Genomic DNA, 23981 nt, shown 5'->3' with positions numbered 1-23981 from the left:
TGGCCCGCCAGCCGTTGGCGCGTCATGTGCTGGCTGGATGAAGAAAAATTATATGCGAATAGTTCTCATTTATTGGTTTGATCTGGCGCATGGTCCCCGGAACAAACCCTGCTGGCGCCGCGTGCCGCCAGGCAGCTATCTGTGCGACACCCACAGCGACAAGGCCCGCGCCTGAAGACGCGGGCATGAAAAACAGCCCCACCCTCCCCTTGCTGCGCCAGGTGTTTTGCCCCTGGCAGGGCGATGAAAAAAGGGCCCGGATGCCATGGCATCCGGGCCCTTTCTCCGGCTTGCTCCGCACCATGGCGGAGCAGCAACTGGTCAATGGCTGATCAGTGGCGGATCAGGTGATCGAAGGCCGACAGCGCAGCCGTGGAGCCGGCACCGGCAGCAATGATGATCTGCTTGTACGGCACGTTGGTGCAGTCGCCTGCGCCGAACACGCCGGGCACGCTGGTGTGGCCCTTGGCGTCGATCACGATCTCGCCGAAGCGTGTCAGCTCCACCGTGCCCTTGAGCCAGTCGGTGTTGGGCAGCAGGCCGATCTGCACGAAGATGCCTTCCAGCGCCACGGTCTTGACCTCTTCCGTCGTGCGGTCCTTGTAGGTCAGGCCGGTGACCTTCTTGCCATCGCCGTTGACCTCGGTGGTCTGGGCGTTGAGGATGACCGTGACGTTGGGCAGGCTGCGCAGCTTCTTTTGCAGCACGGCGTCGGCCTTGAGCTCGCTGGCGAACTCCAGCAGCGTCACGCTGCGCACGATGCCGGCCAGGTCGATGGCCGCTTCCACGCCCGAGTTGCCGCCGCCGATGACGGCCACATTCTTGCCCTTGAACAAGGGACCGTCGCAGTGCGGGCAGTAGGTCACGCCCTTGGTGCGGTACTTGTCCTCGCCCGGCACGTTCATGTTGCGCCAGCGCGCGCCGGTCGAGAGGATGACGGTCTTGGCCTTGAGGCTGGCGCCCGAGGCGGTCTGCACCTCGATCAGCCCGCCTTCCGTGGCGGCCGGAATCAGTTTGGACGCCGTCTGCAGGTTCATGATGTCCACCTCGTAGTCGCGCACATGGCGCTCCATGGCGGCGGCCAGTTGCGGGCCTTCGGTCTTGGAGACCGAGATGAAGTTCTCGATGTCCACGGTGTCCAGCACCTGGCCACCGAAGCGCTCGGCGGCGATGCCGGTGCGGATGCCCTTGCGTGCCGCATAGATGGCAGCAGCGGCGCCGGCCGGGCCGCCGCCGACGATCAGCACGTCGAAGGCATCCTTGGCGGAAATCTTGGCCGCTTCACGCGAAGCGGCGCCGGTATCGACCTTGGCCACGATCTCGGCCAGCTCCATGCGGCCCTGGCCGAAGCGCTCGCCGTTCACAAAGACGGTGGGCACGCCCATGACTTCGCGCTGCTCGACTTCCTTCTGGAACAGCCCGCCGTCGATGGCGGTATGGCTGATCTTGGGGTTGAGCACGGACATCAGGTTCAGCGCCTGCACCACGTCGGGACAGTTGTGGCAGGACAGCGAGTAATAGGTCTCGAAGTGCAGCGGCACGTCGATATTGCGCACCTGCTCCAGCAGCTCGGCCGATTCCTTGGACGGATGGCCGCCGACCTGCAGCAGGGCCAGCACCAGCGAGGTGAATTCATGGCCCAGGGGGACGCCTGCGAAACGCACGCCGCTGTCCACGCCGGGATTGGTGATCAGGAACGAGGGCTTGCGCACCTCGGCGTCGTTGTGCTCGACGACGGTGATCTTGTCGCTCAGCTCGCGGATTTCCAGCAGCAGTTCCTTCAGCTCGCGCGCACCCTGGCTGTCATCCAGCGAAGCCACCAGCTCCACCGGACGCTGCAGGCGCTCCAGGTAGGCCTGCAATTGGGCTTTCAGGTTGTTGTCAAGCATGTCGGACTCCTAGGGAAATACGAATTTTCGGAAAAAAAAGCCCGGGCGCCAGGCACCCGGGCGTCTTCAACAGTTCAACTGTGAACAGGAAGCGGTGTACCGCTTAGATCTTGCCGACCAGGTCGAGCGAAGGAGCCAGGGTCTTGTCGCCTTCTTCCCACTTGGCGGGGCAGACTTCACCGGGGTGGTTGCGGACGTACTGGGCCGCTTTGACCTTGCGCAGCAGATCGACGGCGTTGCGGCCAATGCCTTCGGCGGTGATTTCCACGGCCTGGATCACGCCATCGGGATCGACGATGAAGGTGCCGCGGTCAGCCAGGCCCTGGCCGGGACGCAGGACTTCGAAGTTGTTGCTGATTTCCCAGGTGGGGTCGCCCAGCATCGTGTACTTGATCTTGCGGATGGTGTCCGACGTGTCGTGCCATGCCTTGTGCACGAAGTGGGTGTCGGTGGACACGGAGAAGACTTCCACGCCCAGCTTTTGCAGTTCGTCGTAGTGGTCGGCCACGTCGCCCAGTTCGGTGGGGCACACGAAGGTGAAGTCAGCGGGGTAGAAGAAGAACACGGCCCACTTGCCCAGGACGTCCTTTTCGGTCACTTCGATGAACTTGCCATTCTTGAAGGCCTGCGTCTTGAAGGGCTTGATTTGGGTGTTGATCACGGACATTGCTGTTTCCTTTGTGGTTGGTGAGTGAACACAGGACGAAGTCTAGGCCCAGGCAATCGATTGATCCAATGAATTGATTGAATTCATCCGATTGCCAAAAACTATGTGAACATCCTTGGTCTCCAGGCCTGCGGGCTTGACCAGCCTGCCACCGGCCTGAAGAGGCTATTTTGGGCCGAAATATGACAAGGCAATGCAGCAACCCCGCAGCCGCGTCGGCAGCCGGCCCGCAAACGAGAACGCGCCTCATAAGCAGCCAATGCGCGATAACAGGGGTTTGCTTGATCTGACGCAGAAACCCTAGACAATCCACCCCTATAGCGGCCGGCGATCGGCGCGGTCCCCCACGTACAACAAAGGAGTTCCCCATGCAAGGCGACGCACAAGTCATCACCTGGCTGCAAGCCCAGCTCAAGAACGAGCTGACGGCCATCAACCAGTACTTCCTGCACTACCGCATGTACAAGCACTGGGGCTTCGACAGGCTGGCCAAGAAGGAATACAAGGAGTCCATCGGCGAGATGAAGCACGCCGACTGGCTCATGGACCGCATCTTCGTGCTCGACGGCCTGCCCAACCTGCAGGACCTGGGCAAGCTGCAAGTCGGCGAGGACGTGCCCGAAGCCCTGGCTTGCGACCTGAGCAGCGAGAAAACCGCGCAGCAGACCATCAAGGACGGCATCGCCCACTGCGAAAGCGTGCGCGACTATGTCTCGCGCGACCTGCTGCAAAAGATCCTGGACGATACCGAGGAGCACATCGACTACCTCGAAACCCAGCTGGACCTGATCGACAAGGTCGGCATCCAGAACTACCTGCAGTCGCAGATGGACGAAGAGTCCTGAGCATCGGACTAAGGGGCGGCGGCACAGGCCGCACCCCCCACTCGAAACGACGGGCCTGTGTGCCCGTTTTTTCATCTTCTGGCCCGGCTATCGGTCACTCGTCAGCGTATCGCAGCGGAAACAACAGAAGAAAGGTCGTGCCGGTCTGCGCGGCCGACTGCACCTCGATCGTGGCGTCCAGCAATTCCGCCAGCCGCTTGACGATGGACAGGCCGATCCCCTCGCCTGCGCCGCTGCGGTAGCTGGCCGCCGCACCGCCTTGCTGCGGCGCGCCCCCGGTGCGGACCTCCCCGGACGCCGCCGTTCCCAGGTGGCCCGAAGGGTCCATGTCCGTGGCCTGTTTGAGGGCGGCAACCAAAGGCGCCGCAGGCGCCATGCCAGGGCCCGTGTCCCCGATGGAGAGCATCCAGCGGCGCCGGTCCTCCCCATCGCCCAGAGCCCACTTCACCGTGACACCGCCCTCCTGGGTGTACTTGAGCGCGTTGAGTATCAGGTTCTGCGCGATGCGGCGCAGTTTCAAGGCATCGCCTTCCACCGGCATCGTCCCCGGCCCCTGCAGGTGCAGGTACAGGCCGCGATCGTTGGCCAGGGCCTGCAGTCCCTCGCACAGATGGGTGATCACCTCGGCTGCGTCAAAGGAGGTCAGCTGGCGATGCTCGCGCCCGGCGTGCAGCTTGGCCAGTTCCGTCACGTCATCCAGCAGATGGCGCAGCGACTGGACGTTGCGGTCCAGCATGCGCAGGAGTTTCTCGCGCGACTGCGCCGGCGCATGCTGCATGCCCAGGCCATGCGTCACATTGGCCACCACGCCGACGTTGCTGCGCAGGTCATGCGCGACCTGCTCCCACAGTTGCGAGCGCTGCAGGTCCAGCGTGCTCACGTCATGCAGCGCCGCTTCCAGGTCCCGGACATGGCCCTCGGCCTCCTGCTGCTGCAGGCGGAAATACTGGGTGCTGCTGTCCTGCACGTCGCGCGTGTAGGTGGCGGCCCAGGCCTTGCGCGCAACGGGCATGGCGCCATGCGCATCGGGATGCTCCTCGGCATAGGCCTCGAGTTGCGCCACCATGACTTCGTTGAGCAGGCCCAGCTCGCGCACGACTTCATGCAGGTCATAGCCCTGTTGCCAGCGGTGCAGGCCGTGGGCGGCGGCCTGCTCGCCATCGCCCGGCGGCTCGGCAGCGCCTGCCGGGGCACCGCCGAGGGCTCGCAATTGCTGCTCGAACGCGGCCAGCACGGCCGGAATGTGATCGTTCAACTGGGTGCGGGGAAGCGCCTCGCCGGCGGTCAGTGCCGGGTCCCGCCTGACGGCCTTGCGCCATGTCTGCAAGAGTCCTTCGCGCTGCGCCGCGAGGGCGTCTGCCAGTATGCAGAGTTCATTTCCTTGGCTTGTCATGGATCGGCATCCGTGGCGGTCTGTAGAGAGGGAAAAAATGCGTTGCGCCAAGGATGGTAAGGCCAAAAACCCGGCCGATCGGGCTCGTGCCGGCGCGCCTACAGGCCGGTGGGAAAGTGCACGCCCGCGCGCTGGGCAGCCTGCACGATGTGCGTGGCCATGGCCTGCTGCGCCAGTTCGGGCCGCCCCTGGGACAGGGCCTCGATGATGGCGGCATGCTCCTCGGCGGTCGCATGGCGCGCGCCGCGCTTGTAATACGGCAGGCGCTGGCTTTCCTGCATGACCTCGCCGCTGCCGCGCAGCACGTCGGCAATCGCATGGTTGCCCGAGATGGTGGCGATCTGCAGGTGAAATTCGAAATCCAGGCGCGTGGCCTGCACGAAATCGGCCAGCTCGATGCTTTGCTGCATGGCCTGCAGGTTGGCCTGCAGGGCCGCCACGTCTTCGGGCTGCACCACCAGGGCGGCCAGGCGTGCCACAAAGCCCTCCAGCGCATAGCGCAGCTGATAGACATCGGTGAGCGCATGCGAGTCGGCAAAGCGCCAGGCCTCTGCGGCGGAGGCCGGGGCGTCGGTGGCCTCGGTCACGTACATGCCCTTGCCGGGCCGCGCCACGACCAGGCCCAGCCCCTGCAGCGTGGACAGTGCCTCACGCAGCGAGGTCCGGCTGATGCCCAGTTGCTCCGACAGGTCGCGCTGCGACGGCAGCAGCGCGCCCACCGGATACACGCCGCCCTCGATCCACTCGCGGATCACGCGGGCGGCATTGCCGGCAACGGCGGTGCTGGCGGAAGGACTGGAAGCGGTGCTGGGTTCCATGCGTTGGCAGGTCTCGGGGTCGGGGGCGGCAGGTGCGCTGATCTTAGCGACTGCGCACCGCTGCCGCATGGTCGTGGGTCGTGTGGTCGTGGGTCGTGCAGCGTTGGTGCCTCTACTTGTTGACCAGCTTGGCCGGCACCGTATAGGTCAGGAAGGCCCCGAACAGCAGCACGCCGGCCAGCACGAACATGGCGGCATTGGTGCTCTGTGTCGCATCCTTGATGAGGCCGATCATGTAGGGACTGATGAAGCCGGCCAGGTTGGCAAAGGAGTTGATCAGCGCAATGCCGGCTGCCGCACCCGCGCTGGACAGGATGGCCGTGGGCAGGCTCCAGAACAGCGGAGAGGTCGCCAGGCTGCCGCCCGCGGCCAGCGCCAGGGCGGCCAGCGACAGATAGACGTTGCCGCTGAAGATGGCCGACAGCATCAGGCCCGCTGCGCCCACGCAGAACGGCACGATCAGGTGCCAGCGGCGCTCGCGCATGCGGTCCGAACTGCGGCTGACCAGATTCATGGACACCACGGCCACCGAGAACGGCACGGCCGTCAGCAGGCCGATGTGAAAGGCCCCCTCCACGCCCGACTGGCGGATCAGGCTGGGCAGCCAGAACGTGAGGCCGTACTGGCCCATGACGGTGCAAAAGCAGATCAGGGCCATCTTGATGATGCGCGGGTCGGAGAACAGCGCGCGCAGCGTCACATGGCTATCGCTCTTGCTGGCGTTCTCGCGGGCGATGTTGCGCTCCAGCAGGGTCTTTTCCGCCTCGGTCAACCAGCGTGCGGCGCGGATGCCGTTGTCCAGGTACCAGAGCACGGCCAGGCCCAGGATCATCGAGGGGATGGCCTCGAGCAGGAACAGCCATTGCCAGCCGCGCAGGCCCGCCACGCCCTGCATCAGGTCCATGATGCCGCCCGACAGCGGGCCGCCCAGGATGCCCGAGACCGGAATCGCGCACATGAACAGCGCCACCATGCGGGCGCGCCGGTACGACGGAAACCAGTAGGTCATGTACAGGATCATGCCGGGGTAGAAGCCTGCCTCGGCCGCGCCCAGCAGAAAGCGCAGCACGTAGAACTGCGTGGGCGTGCTCACGAACATCATGGCCGCCGAGATCAGGCTCCACATGATCATGATCCGCGAGATGGTGGCCTTGGCGCCTATGCGGTGCATCAGCATGTTGCTGGGCACCTCGAAGAAGAAGTAGCCGATGAAGAACAGCCCCGCACCCAAGCCGTACATGGCTTCGCTGAACTGCAGGTCGGCCAGCATGTGCAGCTTGGCGAAGCCCACGTTCACCCGGTCCAGGTAGGCCGCCACATAGCAGGCCATGATGAAGGGCAGCAGGCGCCAGGCCACCTTGCGGTAGACGGCGGCCTCGGCCGGCGTTTCGCTGGCCAGCGCCGGCGCCGCGCCGGCGACCTCGGCAGATGCGGGAAAAGATGACATCAGGGAGTCCTTGGTTGAGGAGTTGCGACCAACTGGTATTACCGGTATGAAATTACGAAGCGAACGGTACCCCCAGCGCTTTGCCATGTGCACTCGCATTTACCCCAATTCAACGCAAGCAAAACCAATTCCCCGAGGTTTGACAAAAATCCGGTCCAACTGCAAACTGGTATTACCAGTATGAAAACAAGAGGCAAAACTTCGTGAACACCTTGTCAGAGACCCGCCCCGCCAGCCTTTGTCTGCGCGCCCAGCCGCTGACCGCCGAGGCCTTTGCCGAGTTTGGCGAGGTCCTGGACAGCACAGGCCACACACCGCTGCTCATCAACGATGGCATGACCGAGCGCTACCACGCCCTGGCCCGCGTGGACACGGGCGGCAGCGAAGGCCATGGGCTGATCAACCTGTTCCATGCCCGGCCCTATGCGCTGCCCCTGCGGCTGACCAGCATGGAGCGCCACCCCCTGGGCAGCCAGGCCTTCATGCCGCTGGATGCACAGCCCTTCATCGTGGTGGTGGCCCCCCTGGGCGAACAGGTGGCTACCGCCGACCTGCGCGCCTTCATCACCAACGGCCGCCAGGGCGTGAACTACCGGCGCGGTGTCTGGCACCACTCGCTGATCGCGTTGAATGCGCCGGCGCGCTTCATCGTGATCGACCGTGGCGGCCCTGGCAACAACTGCGACGTGCTGCCCATCGGCGGCGCCGAGGGCGTTGTGCTGGACCTGGACAGCGCGCAGGCCTGAATTCGGCCCACCCAATGAACCAATGAACAAAGCCGCCCGAGGGCGGCTTTGTGCTGCATGGCGGCCGGCGGACTCAGGCGGGCACCAGAAAGTCCCGGCTGATGCCCTGGCCCAGGTCGTGCACGCGGTCCAGGAACTGCGTGAGATAGGCGTGCAGGCCCGTGGCCAGGATTTCGTCGATGCGCGCATAGCGCAGGTCGGCCAGCAGTCGGCCTGCCTTGCGCTGGGTCTCGCGCGACTGGGCGTTGGCCACGCTTTCCAGGTTGGCCACCACCTCCAGCATGCTGGCCAGCAGCGAGCGCGGCATGTCGCTGCGCAGCATCAGCAGCTCGGCCACGCGCTCGGGCGTGATCACGTCGCGGTAGACCTTGCGGTAGACCTCGAAGGCCGAGACGCTGCGCAGCAGCGCGCTCCAGTGGTAGAAGTCGAACGGCGTGGCCGCCTTGCCCGATGCGCCGTTGCGTGCGCTGCCGTGGTAGTCGCGCTCGATGGCGTGGAACTTCACGTCCAGCAGGCGTGCCGTGTTGTCGGCGCGCTCGATGAAGGTGCCCAGGCGCAGGAAGTGGAAGGCCTCGTCCTGCAGCATGGTGCCAAGCGTCACGCCGCGCGACAGGTGCGAGCGGTGCTTGACCCATTCGAAGAACTGGCCCGGATCGCGCTCCCAGTCGCCCTCGGCCAGCAGGCGCTTGAGCTCCAGCCAGGTCTGGTTCTGGGTCTCCCAGGCCTCGGTGGTCAGCGCGCCGCGCACGGCGCGCGCGTTCTCCCGCGCAGCGCGCAGGCAGGAGGCGATGGACGAGGAGTTGCTCTCGTCGCGCACCATGAAGTGCAGCACGGCCTCGCGCTGCACCTCGCCGTGGCGGGCGGCGTAGGAGGGGATCAGCTCGCTGATGGACAGCACGCCCTGCCAGGCCTTGCGCGCCACCTGCGGCGCCTGGGGCAGCATGGAGGTGTCATAGGAGACGTTGAGCATGCGGGCGGTGTTCTCCGCACGCTCCGTGTAGCGGGACATCCAGTACAGATGATCGGCAGTACGGCTGAGCATTCAATGTCCTCCCTCGTTTGACTCACCGGCCCCGAGCACCCAGGTGTCCTTGGTGCCGCCGCCCTGTGATGAATTGACCACCAGCGAGCCCTCCTTGAGCGCCACGCGCGTGAGGCCGCCGGCCACCATGCGCACCTGGTTGCCGCTGAGCACGAAGGGCCGCAGATCGATGTGCCTTGGTGCGATGCCCTGCTCCACCAGGGTGGGGCAGGTGGACAGCGCCAGCGTGGGCTGCGCGATATAGCCGCCGGGATTGGCGATGAGCGCGCGGCGGAAATCCTCGATCTCGCCGCGCGAGGCGGCAGGCCCGATCAGCATCCCGTAGCCACCGGCGCCGTGGACTTCCTTGACCACCAGCTCGTCCAGGTGGTCGAGCACGTAGCGCAGGTCATCGGGCTTGCGGCACAGCCAGGTCGGCACGTTCTGCAGGATGGGCTCCTCGCCCAGGTAGAAGCGGATCATCTCCGGCACATAGGGGTAGACCGATTTGTCATCGGCCACACCCGTGCCCGCTGCATTGCAGATGCTCACGTTGCCGGCACGGTAGGCGCGCATGAGGCCGGGGCAGCCCAGCGTGGAGGTGGGGCGGAAGACTTCGGGGTCGAGAAAATCATCGTCCACGCGCCGGTAGATCACGTCCACGCGCTGCGGGCCGCGCGTGGTGCGCATGTAGACAACGTCCTTGTCCACCACCAGGTCCTGGCCCTCGACCAGCTCCACGCCCATTTGCTGGGCCAGGAAGGCATGCTCGAAGTAGGCGCTGTTGTGCATGCCGGGCGTCAGCACCACCACCGTGGGCTCGGGCGTGCCGGCCGGCGCGCTGGCGCGCAGCGTCTCCAGCAGCATGTCGGGATAGTGGGCCACGGGCTCCACGGGATGGCGCGAGAACAGGTCCGGGAACAGCCGCATCATCATGCGCCGGTTCTCCAGCATGTACGACACGCCCGACGGCACGCGCAGGTTGTCCTCCAGCACGTAGTACACGCCCTCGCCCTGGGCATTGGCGGCGCGCACGATGTCGATGCCGGCAATGTGGGCGTAGATGCCGCCCTGCACCGCCAGGCCCCGCATCTCGGGCCGGTACTGGCTGTTGTTCAGCACCAGTTCGCGCGGCACCAGGCCCGCGCGCAGGATCTCCTGGTCGTGATAGACATCGTGCAGGAAGCGGTTGAGCGCCGTCACGCGCTGCACCAGGCCCGCCTGCATTCGCGACCACTCATGTGCGGGAATGACGCGCGGTATCAGGTCGAAGGGGATGAGGCGCTCGTTGCCGGCGCCGCTTTCGTCCTTGTCGCCGTAGACGGCGAACGTGATGCCGACGCGCCGGAAGATGATCTCGGCCTCGGCGCTGCGCGCTCGCAGCGTCTGTTCGGACTGGCGCGCAAGCCATTGCGCGTAGTCCTTGTAGTGCAGGCGCACATCGCTGCCGTCGAACGGCGTCATCGTGTACATCTCGTCAAATGGATGCATTCGTCACCTCCTGTCGCTGCATGTGTACGGGGTCTAGCAAGCTACGGGCCAGCCCTCGTATCGCACCAGTGTAGCGATAGGTAACCTCAATCCGGACAAGCGGTATCCAGCATATGCATCCTGCTCCGCCATCGGCGCACGCCCTATCCGCCCTGCCCCTGCGTGACGTGCACATCCCAATAGCGGCGCGCCCTTTCCCGCTCGCAGACCAGGTGCACGGGGTCCGAAGAGCGCCAGTGCGCCGCGCCGCAGCGGGCCGACTGCACCACGCCGGCGCCATGGGCCTCATAGCGGCGCACCACCTCGGGGACAGGATGGCCATAGCGGCTGCGATATCCCGCCTGCACCATGGCCCAGCGCGGTGCCAGGGCCTGCACCAGGGCGGTGCTCGATGAAGTGCGGCTGCCGTGATGGGGCACCAGCAGCCACTGCACGGGCCTGAGGGCGCCGGCCCTTGCCAGTGACCGCTCCTGCGCAGCCTCGATGTCACCGGCCAGCAAGGCCTGCACGCCAGATGCCGAGCTCAGCAACAGCACGCAGCTGCCCGCATTGGCCTGGGCCAGCGCCCGTGCGGAGGGCAACCGTTCGCCGGCAGACGGATGCAGCACCTCCAGCCGCACGCCATCCCATTCCCAGTGCTGGCCCGCCTGGCAGCGGCGCACAGCGCCCAGGCCGGCCAGCGCAGGGTCGAGGATCACGGAATCCGATCCCCAGACCTCCGCCTGCGGCTGCGCGGCATGCACGGCCAATGCACCGCCCGTGTGGTCATTGTCGCGGTGGCTGAGCCACAGGGCATCCAGCCTCAGACCCAGAGCCTGCAACAGCGGCACCAGCACCCGGTCGCCGGCATTGCTGTCCAGGCCGTACTGCGGCCCCGTGTCATACAGCAAGGCATGCCGCGCCGTGCGCACCAGCACTGCGTTGCCCTGGCCTATGTCCACTGCCATCAGATCGAACTCGCCATGCGCCGGTGATGGCGACGGCCACCACAGGGCCGGCAGGCACATGGCCAGGCCCCAGCAGCGCCATCCGGCAGGCACCGGAGCCACCAGCGCCAGGCCACCGCACAGCGCAGCCAGCCCTGCCCACAGCGGCGGCTGCGGCAGTTGCACCACGGCCCATGCCCACTGGTCCAGCCATTGCAGCAGCTCCAGCAGCGGGGCCAGCGCCAGCGCCGCGCCTGTCCACAAGGGAGGCCACAAGGCCCCCAGCAGGGCCAGCGGCGTGACCACGAAGGTCACCCAGGGAATGGCCGCCAGATTGGCCAGCAGCCCCGACAGCGACAGCTGGCCGAACAGCATCAGGCCCAGCGGCGCCAGCGCCAGCGAGATGCGCCATTGCTCGCCCCACAGGGCCAGCGCACGGGCAGGCAGCGAAGGCCGCTGCGCGCCCTGCATGCGCGCATCGGTGGCCAGCAGCACGCCCACGGCCACAAAGCTCAGCCAGAAGCCGGCCTGCCACAGGGCCCAGGGATCCAGCACCACGACCACGGCCAGCGCCAGGCACCACACGGCGGGCCAGGGCCAGCGCAGTCCGGCGCCGCGCAACGCAGCCACGCTGGCCAGCATGCAGACGGTGCGCTGTGCCGGCAGGCCCCAGCCGCTGAACAGCGCATAGCCGCCCGCCAGCAGCACGCCGGCCAGCAGGGCCGCCTGCGGCGCCGGGCACCACAGGCAGGCCCGTGCGCTGCAGCGCCAAAGCCTCCCCATCACCAGTGCTGCCAGCCAGGCGAACAAGGTGATGTGCAGGCCGGAAATGCTCATCAGATGGGCCACGCCGGTATGCCTAAACAGCGCCCAGTCATCCCGCGCAATGGCCTGTTGATCGCCCATGGCCAGGGCGGCCACCACACCCAGCATGCGCGGCGCATGGGCAGGGTCCAGGCCGATGCGCTGCAGGGATGCCGCAAGCGCGGATGTGCGGCCCAGGATGGCGTCGCGCATCTGCTGGCGCCAGCGCTGCAGGGCATGGCTGCCGGTGTCGGCCAGTTGGCGTGCAGCGGGCTGTTCGCGCACATGGCCCGTGGCCTGCACGCCCTGCTCCCACTGCCACAGCTCATAGTCGAAGCCATGGGGATTGCGCGCGCCATGCGGGCGCTTGAGCCGCACGGTCAGCGCCCAGCGCTGGCCTGGCCGCAGATCGGGCAGCATGGCAACACCCCTGGACTGCCGGCCCCGGGGGGCGTACCAGGACAGTTCGATCAGTGCAGGAAACGGCGCCAAGACCTCTTCGCTGCCGACGATCCGAGCCTGCTCCACCTCCATGCGCCAGCGCATGCCCTGGGCGATGTTCTGGGGAAGCGATGCCACGACGCCGACGATGCGCAGGTCACGCCCCTCCAACGGCGCAGACAGCGCCTGGCCCGCAAAGTCCTGGGCCCGCCAGCCGGTCAACCCGCCCACCAGCAAGGCGGCGCAGACGGCGGCCCACAGGCGGTGCACACCACGGCAGCGCCGGCCTGCCCATGCCCGCCACGCCCTCCAGGCCAGGCCTGCCAGCCCCATGCCCGCCAAGAGCAGATACATCCACAGCGGCCACAGGCGCGGCTGCGTGACCTGCCAGGCCGCACCGGCCACGCAGCCGAGCAGCAGGGGCGTCCAGGAAGACGGCGAGAGGGTTGGGGCAGCTGCCGCAGGGTGCATCCACACATGCTAGGAGCGGATGCCGCGCAGCCACCATGCAGCGCCTCGGATTCAGACAACAATCAGACTGGCGGAAGCCCAGGCCCTGACAAGCCAGGGTGCAAGGGGCTGTGTCACACTGTCCGCCACCCCGGCACTGGTGCCGGATTTTTCTTGTCTCGAAGGAATCAACGATGAGCGTTTACGAACAACTGAAGGCCCTGAACATCGAACTGCCGTCGCCTGCCATCCCGGCGGCGGCCTACGTGCCCTATGTGCAGACGGGCAATCTGGTGTTCCTGAGCGGCCATATCGCGCGCAAGGACGGCAAGGTCTGGGCCGGCCAGCTGGGCCGTGATCTGCAGACTGCCGACGGCCAGCAGGCCGCGCGCGCCATCGCCATCGACCTGATGGGCACGCTGCAGCACGCCGCCGGCGGCGACCTCGGCCGCGTGCGCCGCATTGTCAAGCTGATGTGCCTGGTCAACTCCACGGGCGACTACACCGAGCAGCACCTGGTGGCCAACGGCTGCAGCGAGCTGCTGGGCCAGGTCTTCGGCGATGCCGGCACGCATGCGCGCAGCGCCTTCGGCGTGGCCCAGATCCCGCTGGGCTCCTGCGTGGAAATCGAGCTGATCGCCGAACTGGCCTGATCGGCAGCATGCCGCCGCACGGCGCCGCCGTGCTCGCAGGCGGCTAGAAGCTCTCCCATTGGCCATCCTCGGCTGCCGGTGCGGCAGGCCGGGGCGCCGAGGCCAGCTTGGGCGCCGCCGCCCTTGCTGCGGCAGGCCGCGCGACAGCCGGCCCGACAGCCGCAGGCGCCACGGCTGCTGCCGGCCGCCTTGGCGCTGCGGCAGCGCTGTGCGCAGTGCGCGCCGCCGGCGCAGCCTGCCTTGCGAGCGTCGTCGGCGAAGGCGCCAGGTGCGCCACCTTGAACACCGCCACCGTGCGCGACAGCTGCTCGGCCTGCTCCCGCAGGCTTTGCGCTGCAGCCGCGCTTTGCTCGACCAGGGCCGCGTTCTGCTGCGTCATCTGGTCCAGCTGTCCCACAGCCTGGTTGACCTGGGCCACGCCCGCGCTTTGCTCCGAAGAGGCCGCCGTGATCTCGCCGATGGTGTCGGCCACGCGCTGCACGGACTGCACGATGCCCTCCATGGTGGTGCCCGCGTCGCCCACCAGGCGGGCGCCGTCCTCCACCCGCTCCACCGAGGCGCCGATGAGCTGGCGGATTTCCTTGGCAGCCGCCGCGCTGCGCTGTGCCAGCGTGCGCACCTCGCTGGCCACCACGGCAAAGCCCCGGCCCTGCTCGCCTGCGCGGGCCGCCTCCACGGCGGCGTTCAGCGCCAGGATGTTGGTCTGGAAGGCAATGGAGTCGATGACGCCGACGATGTCGGCAATCTGCCGGCTGCTGTCGTTGATGCCCTTCATGGTCTCGACCACCCGGGCCACGACCTCACCGCCGCGCTGCGCCACCTGTGACGCGCCCGCCGCCAGGCTGCTGGCCTGCTGCGCACTGCTGGCGCTTTGCTGCAGCGTGCTGGTGAACTGCTCCATGGCGGCCGCAGTCTCCTGCAGGTTGCTGGAGGTCTGCTCGGTGCGCAAGGACAGGTCCTGGTTGCCGGTGGCGATCTCGGCGCTGGCGATGGCGATGCTGTCCGTGCTCTGGCGCACCTGCTGCACCATGCCCGACAGCGATTCGCTCATGGCCTGCAGCGAGCGCAGCAGGTCGCCGAATTCATCAGCACGCTGTGCCTGTCCCTGCACGCCTGCGCTCAGGTCGCCTGCGGCAATGCGTTCGGCCAGTTCGCTGGCCTCGGCCAGGGGCCGGCGGATGCTGGCAATCAGGAAATGGGCGCCGATGACGATGCACAGCAGCAGCACGCCCACGGCCGCAGCGGCAAAACCCACGGTGAGCCTGCGCGAGGCTGCCGTCTCTTCCTGGCTGCTGCGCGCCACCTGCTCCTGCATCTGCACGAAGTCGCGCAGCGACTGCAGGTAGGCATCCACGGCAGGGTTGTAGGACTGCTTGACCAGGACCAATGCCTGCTCCTGCCGGCCATCGGCCTTGAGCTGGCGTGCCTGGGCACGCAGTTCGATCATGGTCTTGCGGGCTGCCGCAATCCTGGCCATCTGCGCCTTGTCTGCGTCGGACAGGGGCATGGCTTCCAGTGATTTCTGCACCTCGGTGATCCGCGCCGAGGTGGCGGAGATCACGTCCTTGAACTCGGCCTCGACGGCGGCATCACTGCTGACCACCACGGCCTGGGTGCGGGCCGCGTTGGTTTCGGTCAGCCCCATCCAACGCACGGCGGCCTGGACCCGCGCCTGCATCTCCTGGGTCACCGCCTCGGACCGGGCCTGGACCTGGGCCGAGCGATAGCCCGACAAGCCGACCACGCCCACCAGCGCCACCACGATGGCGGCCACTGCAAGCCACAGCTTGTGTGCCATGCGAAGTCGCAGCATATCCAGTCTCCCTCATTTTGGAAGACTCCATGTTGAGGCCTGGAAGAAGGCCTGGTGGGCGGAAAAACCCAGAGGAAACCCCTGATCCGCCCCTTTCGCGGAGGGCATTGCAGGGGCGGCCGCGCTCTTACTCCACGCGCGTCACGCTCTGCGGCTTGAAGCCCAGGTCGGCCGACTTGCCCTTGCGGCCGCGCGTGCCACGGGCATTGTTGAGACTGCGGATCTCCAGCGTCTCGCTGCGCTCCTTGCCGCCGCGGCCCACGCCATCGATGCGGATGCTGCGCGTGTAGGCGGCAGCGCCCGCCAGCGTGTCCTTGTCCTCCAGATCGAGCAGCATCAGCCCGCGACCACCCTTGGCCATGTGCTTGAGGCTGGCGATCTCGAAGGTGAGGATGCGGCCACCCGTGGAAGCGCAGATCACATGCGTGGCCGGCAGCAGCAGGCCCGCGCCCTGCTCGCCTTCCTGCGGCTCCGCACGTGCGCCCATGGGCACGCCGTAGGCCGTGGACGGGGCGCACAGCGTCTCGCCGTCGGCCAGCGTGACGAAGGCCTTGCCCGCCTTCTGGCGCGAGACCATGTCGCTCACCATGGCCACGAAGCCGTAGCCACCCGACCCCGACAGCAGCAGCGCCGTGCCCTCGGCACCGGCGAAGTAGTACAGGATCTGGGTGCCGGCCTCCAGCTCGATGAGCGTGGTCACGGGCTGGCCATCGCCGCGCCCGCCAGGCAATTGCGCCACCGGCACCGAATAGATGCGGCCGTTGCTGCCAAAGGCCAGCAACTGGTCCACGGTGCGGCATTCGAAGGTGCCGTGCAGGCTGTCGCCGGCCTTGAAGCTCAGCGTGCCCGCATCGACGCCATGGCCCTGGCGCGTGCGCACCCAGCCCTTGTCCGAGATGATGACCGTGGTGGGTTCATCGACCACCTTGACTTCGGCGACGACCTTCTTTTCCTCCTGGATCAGCGTGCGGCGCGCATCGGCGAACTGCTTGGCATCGGCCTCGATCTCCTTGCAGATCAGGCGGCGCATGGTGCTTTCGCTGCCCAGGATGTCTTCGAGCTTGCCTTGCTCCGTGCGCAGCTCCTTGAGTTCCTGCTCGATCTTGATGGCTTCCAGCCGCGCCAGCTGGCGCAGGCGGATTTCCAGAATGTCGTCGGCCTGGCGCTCGGACAGCGCAAAGGCATCGATCAGCGCCTGCCGGGGCTCGTCGCTGGCCCGGATGATGGCGATGACCTTGTCGATGTTCAGCAGCACGGCCTGGCGGCCTTCGAGGATGTGTATGCGGTCCAGCACCTTGGCCAGCCGGTGCTGGCTGCGCCGCGTGACCGTGGTCTGGCGGAAGGCGATCCATTCCTCGAGCATCAGGCGCAGGCTTTTCTGCACCGGGCGGCCATCGAGGCCGATCATGGTCAGGTTGATGGAGCTGGACGACTCCAGGCTGGTATGCGCCAGCAGCGCCGTGATCAGTTCCTGCTGCGGCACCTTGCCGGTCTTGGGCTCGAAGACCAGGCGCACCGGCGCATCCTTGCTGGACTCGTCGCGCACGCCGTCGAGCACGGCCAGCATGCTGGCCTTGAGCTGGGTCTGTTCCTGGCTCAAGGCCTTCTTGCCGGTCTTGACCTTGGGATTGGTGATGTCCTCGATCTCTTCGAGCACCTTCTGCGCCGAGACGCCGGGCGGCAGCTCGGTCACCACGATCTGCCACTGGCCGCGCGCCAGTTCCTCGATCTTCCAGCGCGCGCGCAGCTTGAGGCTGCCACGGCCCGTGCGATAGGCGTCCTGGATGTCGGAGGCGCTGCTGATGATCTGCCCGCCACCCGGATAGTCGGGGCCGGGGATGATCTGGAACAGTTCCTCGTCGCTGAGCTGGGGCCGCTTGATCAGGGCCACGCAGGCGTCGGCCACCTCGCGCAGGTTGTGGCTGGGGATTTCCGTGGCCAGGCCCACGGCAATGCCGCTGGCGCCATTGAGCAGGGCGAACGGCAGGCGCGCGGGCAGTTGCTGCGGCTCCTGCGTGCTGCCGTCGTAGTTGGGCACGAAGTCCACCGTGCCCATGTCGATCTCGTCGAGTAGCAGGCCCGTGATCTTGGACAGGCGCGCCTCGGTGTAGCGCATGGCGGCTGCGCCGTCGCCGTCGCGGCTGCCGAAGTTGCCCTGGCCATCGACCAGCGGATAGCGCTGGTTGAAGTCCTGCGCCATGCGCACCAGCGCGTCGTAGGCCGACTGGTCGCCGTGCGGGTGAAAGCGGCCCAGCACATCGCCGACCACGCGTGCGCTCTTGACGGGCTTGGCTGCCGTGTTGTGGTTGGGACCGCTGTAGCTCAGGCCCATGCGGTCCATGGCGTACAGAATGCGCCGCTGCACGGGCTTGAGGCCGTCGGTCACATCGGGCAGTGCCCGGCCCTTGACCACGGACAGTGCGTATTCGAGATAGGCCCGTTGCGCGTACTGGCCCAGGTCCAGTGCATCGCCGGCCGCCTGTTGTGCCAGATCCAGAGAGGTTTGGTCGCTCATGAAGAAATTCGTGATCTCAAAAAATGCAATGAATGCCGCTCATTGCGGCGTGGGCAGTCCTGTGGGCAGCGTCATGCGCACCCGGGGCGTGGTGCCCGGCAACGCCGCTGCTGCAGGCGCTGCAGGGCCCGCGCGCTCGCGCCCGCCCTGCAACTGCTCGTAGATGCCGAGCACGGCCTTCACGTAATTGCGGGTTTCCTGGAAGGGAGGGATGGCCTGGCCCGCGCGCCGCACGGCGCCCTCGCCTGCGTTGTAGGCGGCCAGCACCAGGTCCAGCCGGCCGGGGAACAGCCCCATCAGATGGTTGAGGTAGCGCGCGCCGGCCGGCACGTTGACGGCCGGATCGGCCAGTTGCTGCTGCACGCTGCGCTGGCGGCTGGCCTCCACGCCGAAGCGCTGGGCCGTGGCCGGCATCAGCTGCATCAGGCCGACCGCCCCCTTGGGCGAGATGGCCTGCGCGTCAAAGCCCGACTCGACGGCGATCACGGCCTTGAGCAGGTCGTAGTCCACGCCCGTGTGGTCCGCCGCCTTGCGCAGATGGACGCGCACGCTCTTGTAGCGCGGCGAGATGTCGAAGAAGCTTTGCAGCCGCGTATGCGCCTGCAGCCTGCGACCGGCATCGCCGCTGCCGTCAGCGTCGGCAGCAGCCTCGGCCTGCACCATCGGGGGCTTGAGCCCCTGCTCGGCGCTGTCGTAGACCGAGCCGCGAAAGTACAGCCTGTAGCGCTCGTCCAGCGCCTCGGCAGCGAAGTGCGTGATGCCGCGCTCGTCCACGAAGGCCCAAAGATCGGCATGCGCCGGCCGCGCCAGCCCCCACAGCGCCAGGGCCAGGCCCAGCGCCGCCAGCGCGCGCACCCCGGCGCCGCGCGCCAGGTGCGGGCGGTGCTTCGGGGCGGCGCGGAGCACAGTCATGGGTCAGATGTCGACTTCAATGGCGTCGCCATGGAGCTCCATGAGCTCGCGGCGCGCTGCGGCCTCGCCCTTGCCCATGAGCTTGGTGACGACCTGCTCGGCCGCCGCGAAGTCCAGGTTCATGAACTGCACGGGCAGCAGGCGGCGCGTGTCGGGGTTGAGCGTGGTCTCCCACAGCTGCTCCGCATTCATCTCGCCCAGGCCCTTGAAGCGGCTGATCTGGCATTTCTCGCGCGGCACGCCGTCCTTTGCCGATTTGTCCAGGATGGCGGTCAGCTCGCCCTCGTCCAGCGCGTACATCTTGGCCGCAGGCTTCTTGCCGCGCGCAGGCACGTCCACACGGAACAGCGGCGGCAGCGCCACATGGATGTGGCCGGCCTCGATGAGCTTGGGGAAATGGCGGAAGAACAGCGTCAGCAGCAGCACCTGGATGTGCGAGCCGTCCACGTCGGCATCCGAAAGAATGCAGACCTTGCCGTAGCGCAGGCCCGACAGGTCGGGCGTGTCGTTGGGGCCATGCGGGTCCACGCCGATGGCCACCGAGATGTCATGGATTTCGTTGTTGGCGAACAGCCGGTCGCGGTCCACTTCCCAGGTGTTGAGCACCTTGCCGCGCAGGGGCAGTACGGCCTGGGTTTCCTTGTTGCGGCCCATCTTGGCGCTGCCGCCGGCCGAGTCGCCCTCGACCAGGAAGACCTCGTTCAGGCTCAGGTCGCGGCTTTCGCAATCGGTGAGCTTGCCCGGCAGCACGGCCACGCCCGAGCCCTTGCGCTTTTCGACCTTCTGGCCCGCCTTCTGGCGGGTCTGGGCGGCCTTGATGGCGATCTCGGCCAGCTTGCGGCCCCATTCCACGTGCTCGTTGAGCCACAGCTCTAGCGCGGGGCGCACATAGCCGCTGACCAGGCGCACGGCATCGCGCGAGTTCAGGCGCTCCTTGATCTGGCCCTGGAACTGCGGGTCCAGCACCTTGGCGTTGAGCACATAGCTGGCGCGCGCAAAGACGTCATCCGGCATGAGCTTGACGCCCTTGGGCAGCAGCGAGTGCATCTCGATGAAGGCCTTGACCGCCTGGAACAGGCCGTCGCGCAGGCCGCTGTCATGCGTGCCGCCGGCGGTGGTCGGGATCAGGTTGACATAGCTTTCGCGCAGCGGTGCGCCATCCTCGGTGAAGGCCACGCACCAGGCGGCGCCCTCGCCTTCGGCAAAGCTGTCGTGGTGGCGGTCGGCAAAGCCCTCGCCCTCGAACAGGGGGATGACCGCCTCGCCATGCAGGCTTTGCTGCAGGTAGTCGCGCAGGCCGCCCTTGAACTGCCAGGTCTGGGTGTCGCGCGTCTTCTCGTTGACCAGGGTCACCGAGACGCCGGGCATGAGCACGGCCTTGCTGCGCAGCAGGTGCATCAGCTCGCCCATGGGCAGCTGGGGCGATTCGAAATAGCGGGCATCGGGCCACACGCGCACGGTCGTGCCCTGCTTGCGTTCGCCCGCGGCCAGCGGCCGCGACTGCAGGGGCTCGACCACGTCGCCGCCCGAGAAGGCGATGGTGGCCACCTTGCCCTCGCGGTGGATGCAGGCCTCAAGGCGCGTGGCCAGCGCATTCGTGACCGAGACGCCCACGCCGTGCAGGCCGCCCGAGAAGCTGTAGGCGCCGCCCTTGCCCTTGTCGAACTTGCCGCCCGCATGCAGCCGCGTGAAGACCAGCTCCACCACGGGCGCCTTTTCCTCGGGATGCATGCCGAAGGGGATGCCCCGGCCGTCGTCTTCGACGCTGTAGGAGCCGTCGGAATGCAGGGTGAAGCGGATTTTCTTGCCGAAGCCGGCCAGTGCCTCGTCGGCCGCGTTGTCGATCACCTCCTGCAGCACATGCAGGGGGTTGTCGGTGCGCGTGTACATGCCGGGACGCTGCTTGACGGGCTCAAGGCCCTTGAGCACGCGTATCGAGCCTTCGGAGTATTCGCTGGCGGAAGTGGGAGATGGTTTGACTGCCATGGGGGCGGATTGTAGTGCGCGGCCCGGCTCAGTGCTGGATGCATTCACAGTCATTGACATTGACTATCCCGAAAAAGCCGCTGCCATCAAGGGCCGCGCTGGCGCATGGGCGACCCAAGCGGCACAGCGCAAAACCCGGAGTTTCGCTAAAGTTTGCCGCATGCAAAAAAACAACCAACCCATGTCCATGGTGCAGATACTGCTGTGCGGGGGCGCAGTCGTGACGCTGTCCATGGGAATCCGCCATGGCTTCGGCCTGTGGCTGCAGCCCATCACCCAGGAGATGGGCTGGACGCGCGAGTCCTTCGCGCTGGCCATCGCGATCCAGAACCTGTCCTGGGGCGTGCTCGGCATCTTCGGCGGCATGCTGGCCGACCGCTTCGGCGCCTTCCGCGTGCTCCTGGTGGGCGCGCTGCTGTATGCGCTGGGCCTGGCCGGCATGGCCATGGCGCCCACGACAACCTGGTTCGCCCTGACGGCCGGCGTGGTGATCGGCGCAGCCCAGGCAGGCACCACCTATGCCGTGATCTACGGTGTGCTGGGCCGCCAGATTCCCGTGGCGCGGCGCAGCTGGGCCATGGGCGTGACGGCGGCGGCGGGCTCCTTCGGCCAGTTCTTCATGGTGCCCGTGGAAGGCAGCCTGATCGCGAACTTCGGCTGGTCCAACGCCCTGCTGCTGCTGTCGCTGTGCGCGCTGATGATCATTCCGCTGGCCTTTGGCCTGCGCGAGCCCGGCTTCCAGGCCGGCAACGCCCGTCCCGTGCGCGACCAGAGCGCGGGCCAGGCCGTCGCCGAAGCGCTGCGCACGCCCAGCTTCGTGCTGCTGACGGCCGGCTACTTCGTCTGCGGCTTCCAGGTGATGTTCATCGGCGTGCACATGCCCAGCTACCTCAAGGACTACGGCCTGGCACCGCAGGTGGCCAGCATCTCGCTGGCGCTGGTGGGGCTGTTCAACATCGTTGGCACCTACGTGGCCGGCAACCTGGGCCAGCGCCTGCCCAAGCGCTACCTGCTGTCCACCATCTACTTCACGCGCTCGGTGGTGATCGTGCTCTTCCTGCTGGCGCCGCTGACGCCCTGGTCGGTCTACATCTTCTCTGCCGCCATGGGCCTGCTGTGGCTGTCCACCGTGCCGCTGACCAACGCCACCGTGGCCCAGATCTTCGGCGTGCAGCATCTGTCCATGTTGAGCGGCATGGTGTTCTTCAGCCACCAGGTGGGCAGCTTCCTGGGCGTCTGGCTGGGCGGCTATCTCTATGACCACACGGGCAGCTACCAGGTGGTCTGGTACCTGGCCATCGGCCTGGGCGTGGCCGCCGGCCTGCTGAACCTGCCCATCCGCGAAGCCCCCGTGGCACGGTTGCGCGCGGCCCAGGCCGCTGCCTGAGATGACGACATCCATGACCACATCCACCAGGCCCCGCCCACGCATCCTGCGCAGGCTGGCGCTGTGGGCCGCCGTGCTGCTGGTGCTGGGCCTGGTCTTCATGCTCTACCTGCAGCCGCAGTTCATGCTGGGCATGGCAGACCAGATCTGGGCCTGCTTCTGAAATGGAAGCGGCAGCTGCGAAGGCCTGCCGGCACAATGTCGGCCGCTTTCACTTTATTTCCAAAATTGCACATGCACGCAGCCACGCCACCCTCGCCCTGGATCCAACGCTGGTCACACCTTCTGGCGCCCCAGGCCTCGGTGCTTGACGTGGCCTGCGGCCCCGGCCGGCACATGCGCTGGTTCCATGCGCGTGGCCACGCCGTCACCGGCGTGGACCGCGACGCCCAGGCCCTGGCCGGCCTGCAGGGCGTGGGCGAGCTGCTGTGCGCCGACATCGAAAACGGCCCCTGGCCCCTGCCCGGCCGGCAGTTCGGCGCCGTGGTCGTGACCCACTATCTGTGGCGCCCGCTGTGGCCGGCACTGCTGGACAGCGTGGCCCCCGGCGGCGTGCTGCTGTACGAAACCTTTGCCCAGGGCAACGAGGCTTTCGGCAAGCCTTCCCGCCCCGATTTCCTGCTGGCGCCCGGCGAGCTGCTGCAGGCCTGCGCGGGCTGGCACATCGTGGCCTACGAGCACGGCCAGCTGGGCGAGCCCGATCGCATGGTCCAGCGCATTGCGGCACTGCGCCCCGATGCAACAGGCCGGGAACCCGTGGCCATGCTGGCGCATCAGAAGGCGTCAGGCTCTGCAATCGCCTGAATCCCTACAGGCGCCCGCCTTGGGCCTGCCTCCGACACTCGTTAGAATGATCCTTTCCCGTTTTTTCTTGCGGACATGACATCCTCCTCCGTCGCTCTCACTGGCAGCATCGTTGCCCTCATCACGCCCATGCACGAGGACGGTAGTGTTGACTACCCGGCGCTGCGAAAACTCATCGATTGGCATGTGGCCGAAGGCACGGACTGCATCGGCGTGGTGGGAACGACAGGTGAATCCCCCACCGTCAACGTGGAGGAGCACTGCGAAATCATCCGCGTGTCCGTCGAGCAGGCCGCAGGCCGCGTGCCCGTGATGGCCGGCTGCGGCGCCAACAGCACGCACGAAGCCATCGAGCTGGCCCGCTACGCCAAGAAGGTCGGCGCCGACAGCCAGCTGCAGGTCGTGCCCTACTACAACAAGCCCACGCAGGAAGGCCAGTACCAGCACTTCAAGGCGATTGCCGAAGCGGTGGGCGACCTGCCCGTGGTGCTCTACAACGTGCCCGGCCGCTCCGTGGCCGACATGCAGCACGACACCGTGCTGCGCCTGGCGCAGATCCCCGCCATCATCGGCATCAAGGAGGCCACGGGCAACATCGAGCGCGCCCAGTGGCTGATCCGTGAAGTGCCCAAGGACTTCGGCGTGTACTCCGGCGATGATCCGACCGCTGTGGCCCTGATGCTGTGCGGCGGCCACGGCAACATCAGCGTCACGGCCAACGTGGCACCGCGCTTGATGAGCGATCTGTGCAAGGCGGCCCTGGCCGGTGATGTGCGCACTGCCATGGACATCCAGCTGCGCCTGATGCCCGTGCACAAGAACCTCTTCGTCGAGGCCAACCCCATTCCCGTCAAGTGGGCCGCAGCGCGCCTGGGCCTGTGCGGCCCGGCCATGCGCCTGCCGATGACACCTCTGAGCAAGAACCTGGAAGCCACCGTGGAAGCCGCCCTGGGCTCCGCTGGCCTGCTGTGAG

Annotated in this window: 20 protein-coding genes; 8 read left to right on the top strand and 12 right to left on the bottom strand. The window is 67.0% G+C overall.

Features of this window, described 5'->3' with window-relative positions:
- Window positions 1-185 precede the first annotated feature (185 nt).
- On the top strand, window positions 186-332 hold the full coding sequence (locus IB269_RS02295; RefSeq protein WP_192366328.1) for a hypothetical protein: 147 nt from the start codon (window positions 186-188) through the stop codon (window positions 330-332).
- Here IB269_RS02295 and ahpF read toward each other — a convergent pair whose 3' ends face one another.
- The gene (ahpF, locus tag IB269_RS02290) at window positions 333-1889 is read right to left on the bottom strand and encodes an alkyl hydroperoxide reductase subunit F (protein WP_012206870.1); all 1557 of its coding nucleotides are present in this window, start codon (window positions 1887-1889) and stop codon (window positions 333-335) included.
- Window positions 1890-1992: 103 nt separating this feature from the next.
- The gene (ahpC, locus tag IB269_RS02285; protein ID WP_012206871.1) at window positions 1993-2556 is read right to left on the bottom strand and encodes an alkyl hydroperoxide reductase subunit C; all 564 of its coding nucleotides are present in this window, start codon (window positions 2554-2556) and stop codon (window positions 1993-1995) included.
- A gap of 368 nt (window positions 2557-2924) precedes the next feature.
- On the opposite strand from ahpC, the gene bfr reads away from it, so the two are divergent.
- Entirely contained in the window at window positions 2925-3401 is a 477-nt protein-coding gene (gene bfr / locus IB269_RS02280) for a bacterioferritin (RefSeq protein WP_012206872.1), read from the top strand.
- Between the two features lie 94 nt (window positions 3402-3495).
- Here bfr and IB269_RS02275 read toward each other — a convergent pair whose 3' ends face one another.
- The 3 genes from IB269_RS02275 to IB269_RS02265 all read right to left on the bottom strand — a co-directional run bounded on the left by IB269_RS02275 (window position 3496) and on the right by IB269_RS02265 (window position 7059).
- Window positions 3496-4794: a sensor histidine kinase gene (locus IB269_RS02275; protein WP_043819164.1), complete on the bottom strand. Its 1299-nt coding sequence runs from the start codon at window positions 4792-4794 to the stop codon at window positions 3496-3498.
- A gap of 98 nt (window positions 4795-4892) precedes the next feature.
- A complete protein-coding gene (locus IB269_RS02270) occupies window positions 4893-5612 on the bottom strand; it encodes a FadR/GntR family transcriptional regulator (protein WP_043795813.1) in 720 nt (239 codons plus the stop codon).
- A gap of 112 nt (window positions 5613-5724) precedes the next feature.
- The gene (locus tag IB269_RS02265; protein WP_192366327.1) at window positions 5725-7059 is read right to left on the bottom strand and encodes an MFS transporter; all 1335 of its coding nucleotides are present in this window, start codon (window positions 7057-7059) and stop codon (window positions 5725-5727) included.
- Window positions 7060-7262: 203 nt separating this feature from the next.
- Here IB269_RS02265 and IB269_RS02260 point away from each other — a divergent pair, with 203 nt between their 5' ends.
- Window positions 7263-7805: an ureidoglycolate lyase gene (locus IB269_RS02260; RefSeq protein WP_192366326.1), complete on the top strand. Its 543-nt coding sequence runs from the start codon at window positions 7263-7265 to the stop codon at window positions 7803-7805.
- Window positions 7806-7878: 73 nt separating this feature from the next.
- Here the strand turns inward: IB269_RS02260 and IB269_RS02255 are convergent, their stop codons facing one another.
- The 3 genes from IB269_RS02255 to IB269_RS02245 form a co-directional block, all read right to left on the bottom strand.
- Window positions 7879-8847 carry an alpha-E domain-containing protein gene (locus IB269_RS02255; RefSeq protein WP_012206877.1) on the bottom strand — a complete coding sequence of 323 codons (969 nt, stop codon included), beginning with the start codon at window positions 8845-8847 and terminating at the stop codon, window positions 7879-7881.
- Complete coding sequence (locus IB269_RS02250; RefSeq protein ID WP_012206878.1) at window positions 8848-10317, bottom strand: circularly permuted type 2 ATP-grasp protein; 1470 nt, start codon at window positions 10315-10317, stop codon at window positions 8848-8850.
- 143 nt (window positions 10318-10460) lie between these two features.
- Complete coding sequence (locus IB269_RS02245) at window positions 10461-12959, bottom strand: DNA internalization-related competence protein ComEC/Rec2 (protein WP_192366325.1); 2499 nt, start codon at window positions 12957-12959, stop codon at window positions 10461-10463.
- A 173-nt stretch (window positions 12960-13132) separates the two neighbouring features.
- Here IB269_RS02245 and IB269_RS02240 point away from each other — a divergent pair, with 173 nt between their 5' ends.
- On the top strand, window positions 13133-13591 hold the full coding sequence (locus IB269_RS02240; RefSeq protein ID WP_012206880.1) for a RidA family protein: 459 nt from the start codon (window positions 13133-13135) through the stop codon (window positions 13589-13591).
- Between the two features lie 43 nt (window positions 13592-13634).
- Here IB269_RS02240 and IB269_RS02235 read toward each other — a convergent pair whose 3' ends face one another.
- From IB269_RS02235 to IB269_RS02220, 4 genes are all read right to left on the bottom strand, one after another.
- Window positions 13635-15404, bottom strand: a complete 1770-nt coding sequence (locus IB269_RS02235; protein WP_192366324.1) for a methyl-accepting chemotaxis protein — start codon at window positions 15402-15404, stop codon at window positions 13635-13637.
- Window positions 15405-15531: 127 nt separating this feature from the next.
- Complete coding sequence (gene parC / locus IB269_RS02230) at window positions 15532-17919, bottom strand: DNA topoisomerase IV subunit A (protein ID WP_065347955.1); 2388 nt, start codon at window positions 17917-17919, stop codon at window positions 15532-15534.
- 39 nt (window positions 17920-17958) lie between these two features.
- Entirely contained in the window at window positions 17959-18831 is an 873-nt protein-coding gene (locus IB269_RS02225) for a lytic transglycosylase domain-containing protein (protein ID WP_192366323.1), read from the bottom strand.
- Between the two features lie 3 nt (window positions 18832-18834).
- Window positions 18835-20817, bottom strand: a complete 1983-nt coding sequence (locus IB269_RS02220) for a DNA topoisomerase IV subunit B (RefSeq protein WP_012206884.1) — start codon at window positions 20815-20817, stop codon at window positions 18835-18837.
- Window positions 20818-20977: 160 nt separating this feature from the next.
- On the opposite strand from IB269_RS02220, the gene IB269_RS02215 reads away from it, so the two are divergent.
- The 4 genes from IB269_RS02215 to dapA all read left to right on the top strand — a co-directional run bounded on the left by IB269_RS02215 (window position 20978) and on the right by dapA (window position 23980).
- Entirely contained in the window at window positions 20978-22204 is a 1227-nt protein-coding gene (locus tag IB269_RS02215; protein ID WP_412523740.1) for an MFS transporter, read from the top strand.
- A gap of 13 nt (window positions 22205-22217) precedes the next feature.
- Window positions 22218-22367 (top strand): hypothetical protein, encoded by a 150-nt coding sequence (locus IB269_RS02210; RefSeq protein WP_013801118.1) that lies wholly within the window; start codon window positions 22218-22220, stop codon window positions 22365-22367.
- Between the two features lie 71 nt (window positions 22368-22438).
- Window positions 22439-23008, top strand: coding sequence for a class I SAM-dependent methyltransferase (locus IB269_RS02205; RefSeq protein ID WP_034396418.1), 570 nt, complete (start codon window positions 22439-22441; stop codon window positions 23006-23008).
- A gap of 75 nt (window positions 23009-23083) precedes the next feature.
- The gene (gene dapA, locus IB269_RS02200) at window positions 23084-23980 is read left to right on the top strand and encodes a 4-hydroxy-tetrahydrodipicolinate synthase (RefSeq protein ID WP_012206888.1); all 897 of its coding nucleotides are present in this window, start codon (window positions 23084-23086) and stop codon (window positions 23978-23980) included.
- Window position 23981: the final 1 nt, after the last annotated feature.

It is taken from the genome of Delftia sp. DLF01, from assembly GCF_014852125.1.
In the GTDB taxonomy this organism is placed as follows: Bacteria; Pseudomonadota; Gammaproteobacteria; order Burkholderiales; family Burkholderiaceae_C; genus Comamonas; species Comamonas acidovorans.
Note: the sequence above shows the minus strand (reverse complement) of the source record. Positions and strands in the feature narration are given on the sequence as shown.

Coding starts and splice junctions, on each gene's coding strand:
- IB269_RS02295 (WP_192366328.1), top strand. CDS start 186: ATGAAAAACAGCCCCACCCTCCCCTTGCTGCGCCAGGTGTTTTGCCCC.
- ahpF (WP_012206870.1), bottom strand. CDS start 1,889: ATGCTTGACAACAACCTGAAAGCCCAATTGCAGGCCTACCTGGAGCGC.
- ahpC (WP_012206871.1), bottom strand. CDS start 2,556: ATGTCCGTGATCAACACCCAAATCAAGCCCTTCAAGACGCAGGCCTTC.
- bfr (WP_012206872.1), top strand. CDS start 2,925: ATGCAAGGCGACGCACAAGTCATCACCTGGCTGCAAGCCCAGCTCAAG.
- IB269_RS02275 (WP_043819164.1), bottom strand. CDS start 4,794: ATGACAAGCCAAGGAAATGAACTCTGCATACTGGCAGACGCCCTCGCG.
- IB269_RS02270 (WP_043795813.1), bottom strand. CDS start 5,612: ATGGAACCCAGCACCGCTTCCAGTCCTTCCGCCAGCACCGCCGTTGCC.
- IB269_RS02265 (WP_192366327.1), bottom strand. CDS start 7,059: ATGTCATCTTTTCCCGCATCTGCCGAGGTCGCCGGCGCGGCGCCGGCG.
- IB269_RS02255 (WP_012206877.1), bottom strand. CDS start 8,847: ATGCTCAGCCGTACTGCCGATCATCTGTACTGGATGTCCCGCTACACG.
- IB269_RS02250 (WP_012206878.1), bottom strand. CDS start 10,317: ATGCATCCATTTGACGAGATGTACACGATGACGCCGTTCGACGGCAGC.
- IB269_RS02245 (WP_192366325.1), bottom strand. CDS start 12,959: ATGCACCCTGCGGCAGCTGCCCCAACCCTCTCGCCGTCTTCCTGGACG.
- IB269_RS02240 (WP_012206880.1), top strand. CDS start 13,133: ATGAGCGTTTACGAACAACTGAAGGCCCTGAACATCGAACTGCCGTCG.
- IB269_RS02235 (WP_192366324.1), bottom strand. CDS start 15,404: ATGCTGCGACTTCGCATGGCACACAAGCTGTGGCTTGCAGTGGCCGCC.
- parC (WP_065347955.1), bottom strand. CDS start 17,919: ATGAGCGACCAAACCTCTCTGGATCTGGCACAACAGGCGGCCGGCGAT.
- IB269_RS02225 (WP_192366323.1), bottom strand. CDS start 18,831: ATGACTGTGCTCCGCGCCGCCCCGAAGCACCGCCCGCACCTGGCGCGC.
- IB269_RS02220 (WP_012206884.1), bottom strand. CDS start 20,817: ATGGCAGTCAAACCATCTCCCACTTCCGCCAGCGAATACTCCGAAGGC.
- IB269_RS02215 (WP_412523740.1), top strand. CDS start 20,978: ATGCAAAAAAACAACCAACCCATGTCCATGGTGCAGATACTGCTGTGC.
- IB269_RS02210 (WP_013801118.1), top strand. CDS start 22,218: ATGACCACATCCACCAGGCCCCGCCCACGCATCCTGCGCAGGCTGGCG.
- IB269_RS02205 (WP_034396418.1), top strand. CDS start 22,439: ATGCACGCAGCCACGCCACCCTCGCCCTGGATCCAACGCTGGTCACAC.
- dapA (WP_012206888.1), top strand. CDS start 23,084: ATGACATCCTCCTCCGTCGCTCTCACTGGCAGCATCGTTGCCCTCATC.